This is a genomic window from Janthinobacterium agaricidamnosum (genome assembly GCF_003667705.1).
In the GTDB taxonomy this organism is placed as follows: domain Bacteria; phylum Pseudomonadota; class Gammaproteobacteria; order Burkholderiales; family Burkholderiaceae_D; genus Janthinobacterium.
The window spans coordinates 2,562,105-2,575,521 of sequence record NZ_CP033019.1; the positions used below are offsets into that span (position 1 = coordinate 2,562,105).

11 protein-coding genes are annotated in these 13,417 nt (G+C 63.5%); 4 read left to right on the forward strand and 7 right to left on the reverse strand.

Annotated features, from left to right (window positions below):
* The first annotated feature begins 284 nt into the window (after window positions 1-284).
* The gene (locus D9M09_RS11540) at window positions 285-2,480 is read left to right on the forward strand and encodes a prolyl oligopeptidase family serine peptidase (protein WP_099408320.1); all 2,196 of its coding nucleotides are present in this window, start codon (window positions 285-287) and stop codon (window positions 2,478-2,480) included.
* Between the two features lie 93 nt (window positions 2,481-2,573).
* Here D9M09_RS11540 and D9M09_RS11545 read toward each other — a convergent pair whose 3' ends face one another.
* The 6 genes from D9M09_RS11545 to D9M09_RS11570 form a co-directional block, all read right to left on the reverse strand.
* Window positions 2,574-3,461, reverse strand: coding sequence for an STM4011 family radical SAM protein (locus tag D9M09_RS11545; protein WP_121669318.1), 888 nt, complete (start codon window positions 3,459-3,461; stop codon window positions 2,574-2,576).
* A complete protein-coding gene (locus tag D9M09_RS11550) occupies window positions 3,455-4,834 on the reverse strand; it encodes an STM4012 family radical SAM protein (RefSeq protein WP_205602354.1) in 1,380 nt (459 codons plus the stop codon). Before D9M09_RS11550 ends, D9M09_RS11545 begins: the two co-directional genes overlap by 7 nt.
* Window positions 4,831-5,676, reverse strand: a complete 846-nt coding sequence (locus D9M09_RS11555; protein WP_121669319.1) for an STM4013/SEN3800 family hydrolase — start codon at window positions 5,674-5,676, stop codon at window positions 4,831-4,833. Before D9M09_RS11555 ends, D9M09_RS11550 begins: the two co-directional genes overlap by 4 nt.
* Window positions 5,669-6,757, reverse strand: a complete 1,089-nt coding sequence (locus D9M09_RS11560) for an STM4014 family protein (protein WP_121669320.1) — start codon at window positions 6,755-6,757, stop codon at window positions 5,669-5,671. The genes D9M09_RS11555 and D9M09_RS11560 overlap by 8 nt, the downstream gene beginning before the upstream one ends.
* Before the next feature lie 15 nt (window positions 6,758-6,772).
* A complete protein-coding gene (locus tag D9M09_RS11565; RefSeq protein ID WP_121669321.1) occupies window positions 6,773-7,699 on the reverse strand; it encodes an STM4015 family protein in 927 nt (308 codons plus the stop codon).
* A gap of 169 nt (window positions 7,700-7,868) precedes the next feature.
* Window positions 7,869-8,444 (reverse strand): helix-turn-helix domain-containing protein, encoded by a 576-nt coding sequence (locus tag D9M09_RS11570; protein ID WP_070218654.1) that lies wholly within the window; start codon window positions 8,442-8,444, stop codon window positions 7,869-7,871.
* Between the two features lie 222 nt (window positions 8,445-8,666).
* On the opposite strand from D9M09_RS11570, the gene kbl reads away from it, so the two are divergent.
* Genes kbl through D9M09_RS11585 form a run of 3 tightly spaced genes read left to right on the forward strand, consistent with a single transcriptional unit; the run spans window position 8,667 to window position 12,328 of the window.
* Window positions 8,667-9,893, forward strand: coding sequence for a glycine C-acetyltransferase (gene kbl, locus D9M09_RS11575; protein WP_121669322.1), 1,227 nt, complete (start codon window positions 8,667-8,669; stop codon window positions 9,891-9,893).
* A gap of 20 nt (window positions 9,894-9,913) precedes the next feature.
* Window positions 9,914-10,879 (forward strand): NAD-dependent epimerase/dehydratase family protein, encoded by a 966-nt coding sequence (locus D9M09_RS11580; protein ID WP_070288215.1) that lies wholly within the window; start codon window positions 9,914-9,916, stop codon window positions 10,877-10,879.
* A 48-nt stretch (window positions 10,880-10,927) separates the two neighbouring features.
* On the forward strand, window positions 10,928-12,328 hold the full coding sequence (locus D9M09_RS11585) for an L-serine ammonia-lyase (protein ID WP_121669323.1): 1,401 nt from the start codon (window positions 10,928-10,930) through the stop codon (window positions 12,326-12,328).
* Window positions 12,329-12,507: 179 nt separating this feature from the next.
* On the opposite strand, the gene D9M09_RS11590 is transcribed toward D9M09_RS11585, so the two are convergent.
* Complete coding sequence (locus D9M09_RS11590) at window positions 12,508-13,248, reverse strand: AAA family ATPase (RefSeq protein ID WP_121669324.1); 741 nt, start codon at window positions 13,246-13,248, stop codon at window positions 12,508-12,510.
* Between the last annotated feature and the right edge of the window lie 169 nt (window positions 13,249-13,417).

A 13,417-nucleotide genomic window follows, 5' to 3' on the forward strand; every position in this document is an offset into this window, starting at 1 on the left:
GAACATGTTGCCGATAGTAAAGAAGATTTATGACAGCTTGATGAAACGACTTTGCTTTTGATAATGTTTCTTGTATGAACGTCAGTTTGCCGATTCCGCCGAAAGCGAGATTTATCATGGCAATCCATGTGAATTTGCCAAACAAAAGACGGCAAATCCATCGGATAACTGTGCTTTAAAAGTAGCAATCCGCGCTATGATTTCTCTTGGCGAAAGTCAACATGGGCAGCCGCGGTGTGTGTGCGGCTTGCTTTCCTCGACATCCAACAATGAGACAACAACCCATGCAATTACGTAGTGCAACCCTCATATTCAGCTTGCTGGCCGCTTTCGGTGGCAATGCCCTGGCGCAAAACGCCGCGATGCCATCGTGCCCGGCCGGCGACGGCGCTCCCGTGACGTATCCGGTCAGCAAAAAAGTCGATCAGCAAGACAGCTATTTCGGCACCACCATCGCTGATCCGTACCGCTGGCTGGAAGACGCCAACAGCGCGGAAACGGGCGAGTGGGTCACGGCGCAAAACAAGCTGACGCAGTCGTACCTGGGCACCATCCCCGAGCGCGCCGCGATCAAGCAGCGCCTGACCAAGCTGTGGAATTATGAGCGTTTCTCTACGCCAACGAAGCAGGGCGGCCGCTACTTCTACAGCCGCAACGACGGCTTGCAGAACCAGGCCGTGCTGTACACGGTGAAAAAGCTGACGGACGAACCGCGCCTGCTGCTGGACCCGAACACCCTGTCCACCGATGGCACGGTGGCGCTGGCCGGCACCTCGATCAGCCCGAACGGCAAGTATCTGGCCTACGCCACGTCCGCGTCCGGTTCCGACTGGAACGAGTGGAAAGTGCGCGACATCGAATCGGGCAAGGATTTGACGGACCACATCAAGTGGGCCAAGTTCTCGGGCGCTTCGTGGACCAAGGACAACACCGGTTTCTTCTACAGCCGCTATGACGCGCCGAACGAGGCAACCAAGCTGGCCGATATCAATTACTTCCAGAAATTGTATTTCCACAAGATCGGCACGCCGCAAAGCGACGACGTGCTCGTCTTCGACCGTCCCGACCAGAAGGAATGGGCGTTCGGCGGCAGCACCGTCAGCGATGACGGCAATTACCTGATCATCACGGCCACGCAGGGCACGGAACGCAAGAACCGCGTCTTTTACAAGGACTTGCGCCAGAAGAATGCCAAGGTCGTGGGCTTGCTGGAAGAGTTCGACGCATCGTACTCGTTCATCGACAATGATGGCCCCGTCTTCTTCTTCAAGACGGACAACAAGGCGCCGAAATCGCGCGTGATCGCCATCGATACGCGCAAACCTGCGCCTGCCGACTGGAAAGAGATCGTGCCGCAAAGCGCGGAAACCCTGGTCGCCGTCAACCTGATCAACAACCAGCTGGTGCTCGATTACTTGAAAGATGCGCAAACGCAAATCAAGATCGTCGATCTGAACGGCAAGCTGGTGCGTGAAGTGGCCTTGCCGGGCATCGGTTCGGCCGGTGGTTTTGCGGGCAAGCGTGGCGACACGGAAACGTTCTACTCGTTTACCAGCTTCACGACGCCGGCGACCATCTATCGCTACGACATGAAGTCGGGCAAGAGCACGGTGTACCGCCAGCCGAAAGTCGATTTCGACCCGAATGCCTTTGAAACGCGCCAGCAATTCTTCACCAGCCGCGACGGTACCAAGGTGCCGATGTTCATCGTCTCGAAAAAAGGCATGAAGCTCGATGGCACGAATCCGACCTACCTGTACGGCTATGGCGGCTTCAATATTTCGCTCACGCCGAGCTTCTCCGTGGCGAATCTTGCCTGGGTAGAAATGGGCGGTGTCTACGTGATGGCCAACCTGCGCGGCGGCGGAGAGTACGGCGAAGCGTGGCACCAGGCTGGCACCAAGCTGAACAAGCAAAACGTGTTCGACGACTTTATTGGCGCGGCGCAATGGCTGGTGGACAACAAGGTCACCTCGCCATCGAAGCTGGCGATCGGCGGCGGCAGCAATGGCGGCCTGCTGGTGGGCGCGGCCATGACGCAGCGTCCCGACCTGTTCGCCGCGGCGATTCCGCAGGTGGGCGTGCTCGACATGTTGCGTTTCCACAAGTTCACCGTGGGCTGGGGCTGGGTGCCTGACTACGGCTCGTCGGACGATGCCGAACAGTTCAAGGCGCTCGTGAAATACTCGCCGCTGCACAACCTGAAGGCGGGCGGCTGCTATCCGGCTACCATGATCACCACGGCCGACCACGACGACCGCGTCGTGCCTGCCCACAGCTTCAAGTTCGCCGCCGCCGCCCAGGCAGCGCAAGGCGGCCCGGCACCCGTGCTGATCCGCATCGACAGCAAGGCGGGCCATGGCGCCGGCAAGCCGACGACCAAGCAGATCGAAGAAGTGGCGGACCGCTGGGGCTTCCTCAGCCGTTCGCTGAAGATGACGCCGGCAGTGGCGGAGCCGGCCAAGGTGGCGGCGCAGTAAAACCGGGTAGGTCGGATTAGCGCGGCATCGCCGTGCGTAATCCGACACCACCTGTCATGTCAGCACGATGTCGGATTACGCGGCGTGCCGCCGCTAATCCGACCTACGCTGGCCTGCTTCCGTAATCCTCGCCAGCACCCCCTCTCCAAACACCGCCTGAAACGGCAAATCCTTGCGCTGCGCGTAGCCGATATAGCAATCGCACTTGAAGCGCGGGCAGCGGCGTTCCTGCAGCATGTCGGCCAGGTCATCCTCATATAAATTCCCCAGCCGCTCGGGCACGAAATGGCAGCGCGCCAGTTCGCCGTCGCCATCGACGGACAGCGACGCCTCGCCCGCCAGGCACGGTTTATTGCGCGAGGGAGACGGGCGGCGGTTTTGCGCGAACCACGGGTCGACGGCGTCCAGTTCGGCCAGGTCTTGTTCGCTGTAGTAGCCGGGGCCACGGCGGTCGTAGGCGTTCAGCCACAGGTAGACGTGGGCGGGCAGCGCCGCGCGCAGGGCGCGGACGGCGTCCAGATGCTCGTTCATGGCGACGACGCCGACGGAGTAGCGCACGCCCATGGCATCGAGCTTCGCGCAGCGGGCGAGAAAGCGGGACAAGGTCGTCTGGTCCGGGTGGAAGGTGCACCACAGGCCGACCTTTTCCAGCCCGTCCATGTTCTCCAGCCAGTCCAGGGGGCCGGACAGATTCGTCTGCAGCGCCACTTGCCGTACGTGCGGCAGGCTGGCCAGGGTTTGCATCGCGCTCCGGTAGTGGCGCCGCACCAGCGCCTCGCCCCAAGGCGTGAACAGCACGCCGATGGGGCGCGTCTGCTGCGCCACCCAGCCGGTAAAACGCGCCACTTCGCGCGCGTCGCGGGCCAGCGCGGCGCGGCTGTCGCGCTTCTTGGCGAACGGGCAGTAGCCGCAGGCGTAATTGCAGCTCGATAGCGTGCCCCGGTACAGCAGGGACAAAGCGCCAGGCTGCGTTGTCAGCACGTCTGGCCGCCTTCGGCCATCAGCGCGCGCACCGTATCGGATGCCAGCCAGGGGCCGATGGTGTCGGCGTAGCTGTAGCCCCGGTCACTCAGGCGCAGCAGCGGGCCATTTTCTTCCACTAATTCCAGCGCGTGCAGCTCGGCCAGCTGCGGCAAGTCTGCTTCGCAGCTGGAGCCGAAGCGCGCCGCGTAGGCGTCGCGGTCCAGGCCCGGTTCCGTCAGCAGCGACTGGATCACATAGCGCCGGCGCTGTTCTTCGTCATTGAGCTGGTAACCGTGTTCGGCCTGCGCGAAGCGCGCCTCGTCGAGCGCCAGGTAGTTGTCGATGATGTTGATGGTGTCAAGCCGCGCCACCGCGTACTCGCTTGAATAATGCAGGCTGGCCGTGTACGAGCGGGCGCCCGCGCCCAGGCCCACCATGCCGTCGTTCTGGCAGCAGTACGAGGGACCGTTCTGTTCCGGCGCATGGGGGGCGCGGAACATGCGCATCGAGACCTGCTCATAGCCCTGCGCGCGCAAATGGTCGCGCGCGGCCGCGTACAGGGCCAGACGGCTGTCGCCATCGCGGGCCAGCATGATGGGGTTGAGCGACTGCGCGCCCTGGCGGCGCGCTACCTTGCCGAGACCCGTCTGTTCGCGCACATACAGCGGATACAGATAGAGCTCCTCGGGCCGGAAGGCCAGCGCGCTGTCGATGGAGGCCAGCAGGCTGGCGACGGTTTGCCCCGCGATGCCGTAGATCAGATCCAGGTTCAGGGTGGGAAAACCGGCCGCGCGTATCAGACCGATGGCGTGATGGACGGTGGCGTTCTGTTGCGGACGGGCCAGCGCGCGCATTTCGCCTGCGGCAAAGCTCTGGATGCCCAGGCTGACGCGGTCGATGCCATGCGCGCGGCACACGGCCAGCCGTTCCGCCGTGATGGTTTCGGGCGAGGCCTCGATGCCGGCCGGCGTGTGCTGCAGGTCGATGCCGAGGATGTCGCGCGCGCCGCACAGCAGGGTGCCCAGCTGCGCGGGCGACAGATAGGTGGGCGTGCCGCCGCCCAGCGCGAAGCGGGCGAAGCGCCGTTCGCCCAGTGCGCCGTTGAGTGCGCGCATCTGCACCAGCACTTGCTGCACGTAGCGCTCGACCATGTCGGCGCTTGGGCGGGCCATGGCGAACAGGTTGCAAAAGCCGCAGCGCATCTCGCAGAACGGGATGTGGATGTAGGCGAAGAGGGCGGAACGGTCCTGCTGCGCCCACAGCGGTGCCAGGGGCGCGGCCTGCGGCAAGGCGCGGTAGGCGGCCTTGTGCGGATACGAATAGGAATACGCCTGGTAGGGCGTGTGGCGCATGCGCTGCGCCAGGGTGCCCGGCTGTTCGGATGGGTTCACGGTGCGGCTTCCTTGGAATGCGGTGGTAAAGAATCAATGAAAAAGTTCGCATACGGCACGTTCCACACGCTGTCGTGGGCGACCCGGTGGCCCCGGTAGCCATCTTCGCCGTACGCGCTGCCGTGGTCCGAGCAGACGATGGCGAACGTGGGCGCGCGCGCGGCGCAGGCGGCGAACAGCGGCGCCAGCGCCCCGTCCACATAGCGCAGGGCAGCAGCGTGGCTGTCCAGGCAGTCGGCGCGGCAGCCGGGCAGGTAGGCGCGGTTGGGCGTATGCAGCGCGCTGACATTGATGAACAAAAAAGTGCGTTGATCGTTTTGCGCCAGCAGCTGGGTCGCCAGCGCCACCTGTTTTTGCGTCGAATGACGGCTGGCCACGCCCATGCCTGCGCTCCAGTGGCTTTCCTGGAACAGCGACGGCAGCACGGAGCCCAGCGCCGTCTGTTTGTTAAAGAAACCCACGCCGCCGATGCAGATGGTGCGGTAGCCGCGCGCGGCCAGCGCGGCGGGAAGGTCGGCTTCTTCGAACGCAAACGTGTGCGGCGACGTCGTCTCGCTGCCGGCGAAGGCTGAAGCGAACAGGCGCGGATGGCGGCCCGGCGCGGCCGGCGTGGGCAGAAAGCCCGCGAAGAAGGCCTGGTGCGCCGCATAGGTGAACGTGGCGGGCGAGTGACGGCGTTCCCAGCCGCCCGGCGGTAAAAAGCGCCCCAGCACGGGCAGTTCGCCCGCCTCGTACAGGGCTTGCGCCACGTCGTAACGCAGGGTGTCGAGCGTGAGGAAGACGATGTCGTGGCTGCCGACGATGGCGTGCATGTCGGGGATGGTCGGTGTTTCTTCAAGCATGGGTCAGTTGTGCCGTGTAAGTATCGATGCCTTGCCAGAGCAGGCCGGGCAGCAGGTCGCCGAAGGCGTTCGCTTCCAGCACGTGGGCCTGGCCGTGGCGCACGACCAGGTCGTAGCCCGTCACGTGGCTGGCCGGGAAGGCGCGCGCGGCCAGGGCGGCGGTTTCCTCCAGCGTGGCCAGGTCGGCTGCGTTCAAGAGGCCGGACGCGTCGCCGCGCCGGTTGTCGAGGTGCAGATTCGTCATCATCTGCTGTCCGATGCGCGCCACGCGGTGCGCGGGCTGGCCCGCCACGGTCACGACTCTCAGGTCGTAATGGCTGTCGCCGCAGCGCGGCTTGTTCAGCCACGCTTCCGCATACAGTTCCTGCGCGGCCAGCGCATCGACGAGGGCGGCGATGTCGGCGGGGGTCTCGTAGCGCGCCATGCGCTTGACGTTGAACAAGCGCGTCTCGCCATCCGCCCGCGACAAGGCGGCCGACGTGGTGGCTTGCTGGCGCCCGGCCTTGTTTCGACGGTAGGCGACGACGCCCGATGCGGACGAGCCGTAGCGCGGTTTCAGGTAGACGCGGTCCAGGTCATGCTGCTGCAGCAGCGCCTGCAGATGCTCGTAGCCCTGCACGGGCCCCAGCAAGGCAGGAATCGGCACGCCATGCGCGGCCAGGTGGCGCTGGCATGCCAGCTTGTCCGTCATGCGGCTGATGTCGGACGGCGCATTGAAGACGCGCGTGTGCGGCAGCTCAAGCAATTGCGCCGCCAGGGCAGTCATGGCGGAAGTAAAACCGGCAAACCACGCATCCATGGCCAGCAGTTCGCCGTGTTCGGGCGCGGCGACCGGCGGACGCTCCAGCAGCCTGCAGCCTGCCTGCAGCAACAGCCGGTGGGCGGCGGGATCGTCGCCGGGCGGCTCGATTTTCAGCAAGCCGGGCTGGCGCAAGGCTTCCTCGAGCAGCGCCGGCTGCGCCAGCCAGTCGCGCCATTCCAGCACTTGCGCGGGCGGCAGGCGCAGTTGCGCGCGCGCCGCCTGCATCAGGCGCACGCGCTTGCTGCCCTGTGTCGCCAGCAGGGTGAGTTGCGTGTGCAAAGGGCGAAGCTCCGCTTATTCGCCCACGGCCACGTAGCGGTAGCTTTCGCCGTCGTCCTCGTCCGCTTCCTGCGGGTCGTCCAGCACCACCTCGAAAGGCAGCGCCTTGAGTTTCGCCTGGTTTTCCTCGGAAATGTAATGGTGCGACAGGTCCAGGCGCTTCAACTTGCCCAGCTGCGTGTGATTGAGCACGGCCACGGCGCCCAGGTCGCCGATGGTGCCCAGCGACAGGTCCAGCGTGTCGAGCTGCGCCACCAGCGGTTCCTCGGCCAGCCAGACGGCCAGGTCGTCGGCGATTTCCGCGTCGCGCAAGCCCAGGTAGCGCAGGGTCGGCACGGTCTGCTGCGCCAGCACCTTGCGGTACAGGTCCACGTCGCCCGAGAAGCCATAGTCGTCCGTGCCCAGCCACAGCTCCAGGTGTTCCAGCTGCGGCATGCTCGATTGGGCCAGCGCTTCGGCGATCTTTTGATCGAGGCCGCCCGCTTCGATGGTGAAGCGGCGCAGGTGCTGGTGCGCGAACGGCTCGATGACGAGTTCATTGCCGCCACGGATGCGCAATTCTTCCAGCAGCGGGAAGGCGTCCAGCAGGGGCTTGTAACTGCCTTGCACGATCCACGAGATTTCGCATTCCTCGTAAGTCATGTCGCCGATGAACAGGGCGCGCAGCTTCGGCAGCTGCGGCGCGTGGGCGATCAGCGCGGCCATCACTTCGTCGGCGCCTGATTCGTACGGGTCGCCCCACATGCCGATGATCAGCGCTTCGAGCGCGCCCTTGTCGGCTTTGTCGAGGAAGCCGGCGATCAGCTCGTCCATCTTGCGCTTGTCGTCGTATTCGAGCGACAGGCGGTAGACGATGCCCGGTGACGCATCGAACGGCAGGTCGGGGTCGTACTGGACGACTGTCTTGTTGTGGAAGGTGGTGGTGCTGTCGGAAATGGTCATCGCTGTGGCTCCGTGTAGGCGGTGGAGGCCTGGATGCCGCGCGCAGTGTGGCGGAGGGACGAGCCGGGATGTGCCGCGACGCTCTGCGAAGACATCCAGGCCTGGAAATCTTGTCTATACTAAAATCTTAGCATAGCCATATGGACATATTGCGCACTGCTGGCGTGCCTTATCGATGGATCACCACCAGCAAAGCCTTGCCCTCGGTCTTGCCCAGGTTGCGTATCGTATGCGGCTGGTCCGCCGGATAGCGTGCCGTGCCGCCATTCTTGACCTTTTTCTTCGCCGCGCCCACTTCCAGTTCCAGGTTGCCGTGGATGACCGTCAAATGCTCGGTGGTGCCCGGGTCGTGCGGCTGCGACGCCAGTTCGCCACCGGGCGCCAGGGTCACTTCATACCACTCGTATTTGCCGGCCAGTTCCATCGGCCCCAGGATGCGCAGCACGTAGCCCGCGTGGTCGCCGGGCAGGGTGGGGGTTTCGTGGGCATCCGTGATGCGGATGGTTTCCACGGCTTTTTCCGCGCTCGACAGCAATTCGCCGATCTGCACGCCCAGGGCGTTGGCCAGGCGCCACGTAATGGCGATGGTGGGATTGGCTTTTTCGCGCTCGATCTGCGACAGCATGGACTTCGACACGCCCGCGATGCGCGACAAATCCTCGAGTGTCAGGCCGCGCGCCAGGCGCAGCCGTTGCAGGGTGGCACCCACTTCAGGGGGAGAATTGGTCGAAACGCTGGTTTTCATCGGCAGGTGGCTTGCAAAGTTCAAAAGGCTTGGGTAATATCCACTATATTGAATTTCAGTTCGAAATAGTGGATTTTGAAGGAAATCACGGAAACGTGTAGACTTCAAACAGCGCTTCACGGTACAGCATTGTGCGCGCACCGGTCAAGCGGCGGCTTTTCCCATATGGCGGCTGAAACCACACGCACACCACACGCATACATCAGGGACACAAGGAATATCATGAGCGAGCAAGCGAAGAACACCTTTTTCAGCGGTCTGCAACAGAATCTCGATCAACTGCGCCAGCAGGGCTTGTACAAGCCCGAGCGCGTGATCGCCTCGCGCCAGGGCGCTGAAGTGGTGTGCGACGACGGCCGTACCCTGATCAATATGTGTGCGAACAACTACCTGGGCCTGTCCGGCGACCTGCAGACGCAGGAAGCGTCTATTGCCGCCACGCAAAAATACGGCTACGGCCTGTCGTCCGTGCGTTTTATCTGCGGCACGCAAACCGTACATAAAGAACTGGAACAGGCGATTTCCGCCTTCCTGGGCACCGAGGACACGATTTTGTACGCGGCGGCCTTCGACGCCAACGGCGGCGTATTCGAGCCCCTGTTCGATGAAAACGACGCCATCATCTCGGACGCGCTGAACCACGCTTCCATCATCGACGGCATCCGCCTGTGCAAGGCCGGCCGCTACCGCTATGCGCACAACGACATGGCCGACCTGGAAGTGCAGCTGCAGGCGGCGATTGCCGCCGGCAAGCGCCACAAGGTCATCGTCACGGACGGCGTGTTCTCGATGGACGGCACGATTGCGCAACTCGACAAGATCTGCGACCTGGCCGACAAGTACGGCGCGCTGGTGATGATCGACGAATGCCACGCTTCGGGCTTCATGGGCGCGACGGGCCGCGGCACGCACGAGCACCACAATGTGATGGGCCGCATCGACATCATCACGGGCACCCTGGGCAAGGCCCTGGGCGGCGCCATGGGCGGTTTTACCTCGGCGCGCAAGGAAGTCATCGACACCCTGCGCCAGAAATCGCGCCCGTATCTGTTCTCGAACACGCTGGCGCCATCGATCGCCGGCGCTTCGCTGTCGGTGCTGGAGCGCCTGGCCAAGTCGACGGAACTGCGCGACCGCCTGCATGACAACACGGCTTTCTTCCGCAGCGAGATCGAGCGCATCGGCTTTACCATCAAGCCGGGCACGCATCCGGTGGTTCCCGTGATGCTGTTCGACGCGCCCGTGGCACAGAAATTCGCCGCCCGCCTGTATGAACTGGGCGTGCTGGTGACGGGCTTCTTCTACCCGGTCGTGCCGATGGGCCAGGCCCGTGTCCGTGTGCAGCTGTCCGCCGCGCATACCCGCGAGCAGCTGGTGCAGGTGCTGGCCGCCTTCGAGCAGGCCGGCAAGGAACTCGGTCTGCTGACCGCCACTACCACGACCAACTAACAAGAATTCAGGAAAATAGCATGGAACGCATCTTAGTCATTGGCGCAAACGGCCAAATCGGTAGTGAACTGGTGGGCGCGCTGGCGCAGCAGCACGGCGCGGACAACGTCATCGCCAGCGACATCGGCACGAACAATCTGTACCAGGCCAGGCGCTACGCGCAGCTGAACGTGCTGGACAAGGACGGCCTGGCGAAGATCATCGCCGACGAGAACATCACCCAGGTGTACCAGCTGGCGGCCATGCTGTCGGCCACGGGCGAAGCGGCGCCGCTGAAGGCGTGGAGCCTGAACATGGATGGCTTGCTGAATATCCTGGAACTGGCGCGCGAGCGGGGCGAAGCGGGCAAGCCGCTGCGCATCTTCTGGCCGTCGTCGATTGCCGCCTTCGGCCCGAACACGCCGCAAGTGAACACGCCGCAAATGACGGTGATGGACCCGACCTCGATGTACGGCATCAGCAAGCTGGCCGGCGAGCGCCTGTGCGAATACTACTTCAACAAGTATGGCGTGGACGTGCGCAGCATCCGCTACCCTGGCATCATCAGCTACAAATCGCCTCCGGGCGGCGGCACCACCGATTACGCGATCGCCATCTTCCATGCAGCCTTGCGCGGCGAGCGCTATGACTGCTTCCTCGATGCGAACACCACCTTGCCGATGATCTACATGCCCGACGCCATCCGCGCCACCATCGAACTGATGGACGCGCCGGCGGCATCGATCAAGATCCGCTCGTCCTACAATGTGGCCGGCGTGTCGTTCAACCCCGAGCAGCTGGCGAAAGCCATCGTGCGCATGGTGCCCGACTTCAAGATCAGCTACAAGCCGGACAGCCGCCAGGCCATCGCCGACAGCTGGCCGCAAAGCCTGGACGACAGCAAGGCCAGCGCCGACTGGGGCTGGAAGGCGCAGATCGGCGTCGAGCAGATGGTCACGGACATGCTGGCCAATGTCGATGCGGGGCAGGCGGCCAAGGCGGCCTGAGTCTTGTCCCGGCATTCATAAAAACATACTAATATAAAGAGACACTACATGGATATGAGCGTATTTGACCTGTTCAAGATCGGCATCGGGCCGTCGAGTTCCCACACGGTGGGGCCGATGGTGGCGGCGCGGCGTTTTCTGGTCGAATACGGTCCGCTGGACCAGGTAGTGGGCGTCGAGGCGGCCCTGTATGGCTCGCTGGCGCTGACGGGCGTGGGCCATGCCACGGACAAGGCCGTCATTCTTGGCCTGATGGGCGAAACGCCGCAAGACGTGGTGCCCGACGAAGTCGACAGCAAGCTGGCCGCCATCGAGGCGGCCGGCGAGATCGCGCTGCTGGGCACGCACGTGGTGCCGTTTACGGCGGCCACGGGCTTGATCTGGCACAAGAGCGAATCCTTGCCCGAACACCCGAACGGCATGCGTTTTACGCTGAAACTGGCTGACGGCAGCCGCGTCGACAAGGTGTATTACTCGATCGGCGGCGGCTTTATCCGCGAGGCAGGCGAAGCCCAGGCGGAAGCTGCCGTGGAATCGGCCGCGTCCGCCCGCGTCGTCTTCCCCTTCGACACCATGGAGCAGTTGCTGGCGCATGGCGTGGAAAGCGGCCTGTCGATCCCTGAAATGCTGCGCGCCAATGAGTGCGTCAAGCGCAGCGAGACGGAACTCGATGAAGGCCTGGATCGCATCTGGCACGTCATGCGCGACTGCATCGCGCACGGCCTGGAAACGACGGGCAACCTGCCGGGCGGCTTGAACGTCAAGCGCCGCGCCGCCAAACTGTGGCGATTGGCGCAGGAAGCGAAGGCGTCGGACAACCGCGCCAACGACTTGCCGCACGACGCCGTGCACCTGGTCAGCCTGTACGCGATGGCCGTCAACGAGGAAAACGCGGCCGGCGGCCGTGTGGTCACTGCCCCGACCAACGGCGCCGCCGGCATCATCCCGGCCGTGCTGCGCTACTACGCGCAGGATTGCCGCCCCAGCGATCCGGTCGGCGGCGTGCGCCGCTTCATGCTGACGGCAGCGGCCATCGGCATGTTGTGCAAACGCAATGCCTCGATCTCGGGCGCCGAAGTGGGTTGCCAGGGCGAAGTGGGCGTGGCCTGCGCCATGGCGGCAGCCGGCCTGGTGGCGGCCTTGGGCGGCACGAATGAACAGATCGAGAACGCGGCCGAAATCGGCATCGAACACCACCTGGGCATGACCTGCGACCCCATCGGCGGCCTGGTGCAGATCCCGTGCATCGAACGCAACGGCATGGGCGCCGTGAAAGCCATCACGGCCGCCTCGCTGGCGTTGAAGGGCGACGGCACGCACTTCGTCAGCCTCGACGAAGTCATCGAAACCATGCGCCAGACGGGCGCGGACATGCAGGACAAGTACAAGGAAACGTCCCTGGGCGGCCTGGCCATCCACGTGATTACAGTCAACCACGCCGCTTGCTGATGCGCTGGTGGTGGCGTCGGATTACGCGCGCAGCGCTAATCCGACCTACGCCATGCCGCAAGCAACGCAGGTCGGCGCAGGTCGGCTTAGCCCGCAGGGCGTAAGCCGACATCACCAAATAAGTAAGCCGACATCACCAAATAAGTAAGCCGACATCACCAAAGCAGCAAACCACCACCTCACTCCTCCTCAAACAACTGCTCCAGCCTGCGCGGGTAGTTATTCAAAAAATCGCGCGTCACGGCATAGTGTTCCGTGTCTTCATACGCCACCTCATGGATGCCGCCGCCTGTAAACATCAGGATTTTCGCGTTCGGGTAGGCGAGCAGAATCGGCGAGTGGGTGGCGATGATCAGCTGCGAGTCATCCTGCACCAGCTGGTGGATCACCGATAAAGCCGCCATCTGGCGGCTGGGCGACAGGGCCGCCTCCGGTTCGTCCAGCAAATACAAGCCTTTTCCGCGCAGCTTGTTGATCAGGGTCGCCATGAACGCTTCGCCGTGCGACTGCGCGTGCAGCGACTTGCCGCCGTAGCTGCCCAGGTATTCCGGCATGGCGTCCATGTAGGTGGCGACGTTGAAAAAGCTTTCGGCGCGCAGGAAATAGCTGTCCTCGGGTTTTTTATAGCTCTTGCTCAGGCGCAAGTGTGCATGCAAGCCCGATTCCTCGTCCGACGGCAGGGCGATGTGCACGTTGCGCGTGCCGCCATCCTTGCCGAAGCCCAGCCCCACGGCCAGCGCTTCGAGCATGGTCGACTTGCCGCTGCCGTTCTCGCCCACGAAAAACGTCACGTCGGGGTGGAAATCCATGTGCACGAAGTCGCGGATGGCGGGGATGGTGAACGGATAGTGATCGAGGTCGACGACAGCGTCGGAGCGCAGCGCGGCGCTTTGCAGATATGGTTTTTTACTCAGCGACATGGCCGGTTTTCGACTCCATTATTGGCACTTTGCAGGGCAGAAAGCTCAGTGTGGCCTAAATCGTCGGCGCGCGCCAGTGCGTACGCGGGTCATGTTCGCCTGGCTTGATCTCATACAATTATGGCTTGTTTGATAATAAGCAGGCTCTCCAATTGTCACATCTTGATCA

Excerpts from the sequence above, each read along its gene's own strand:
- D9M09_RS11580 (WP_070288215.1), top strand. The coding sequence starts at position 9,914 with ATGGAACGCATCTTAGTCATTGGCGCAAACGGCCAAATCGGTAGTGAA.
- D9M09_RS11540 (WP_099408320.1), top strand. The coding sequence starts at position 285 with ATGCAATTACGTAGTGCAACCCTCATATTCAGCTTGCTGGCCGCTTTC.
- D9M09_RS11570 (WP_070218654.1), bottom strand. The coding sequence starts at position 8,444 with ATGAAAACCAGCGTTTCGACCAATTCTCCCCCTGAAGTGGGTGCCACC.
- D9M09_RS11590 (WP_121669324.1), bottom strand. The coding sequence starts at position 13,248 with ATGTCGCTGAGTAAAAAACCATATCTGCAAAGCGCCGCGCTGCGCTCC.
- D9M09_RS11585 (WP_121669323.1), top strand. The coding sequence starts at position 10,928 with ATGGATATGAGCGTATTTGACCTGTTCAAGATCGGCATCGGGCCGTCG.
- kbl (WP_121669322.1), top strand. The coding sequence starts at position 8,667 with ATGAGCGAGCAAGCGAAGAACACCTTTTTCAGCGGTCTGCAACAGAAT.
- D9M09_RS11565 (WP_121669321.1), bottom strand. The coding sequence starts at position 7,699 with ATGACCATTTCCGACAGCACCACCACCTTCCACAACAAGACAGTCGTC.
- D9M09_RS11555 (WP_121669319.1), bottom strand. The coding sequence starts at position 5,676 with ATGCTTGAAGAAACACCGACCATCCCCGACATGCACGCCATCGTCGGC.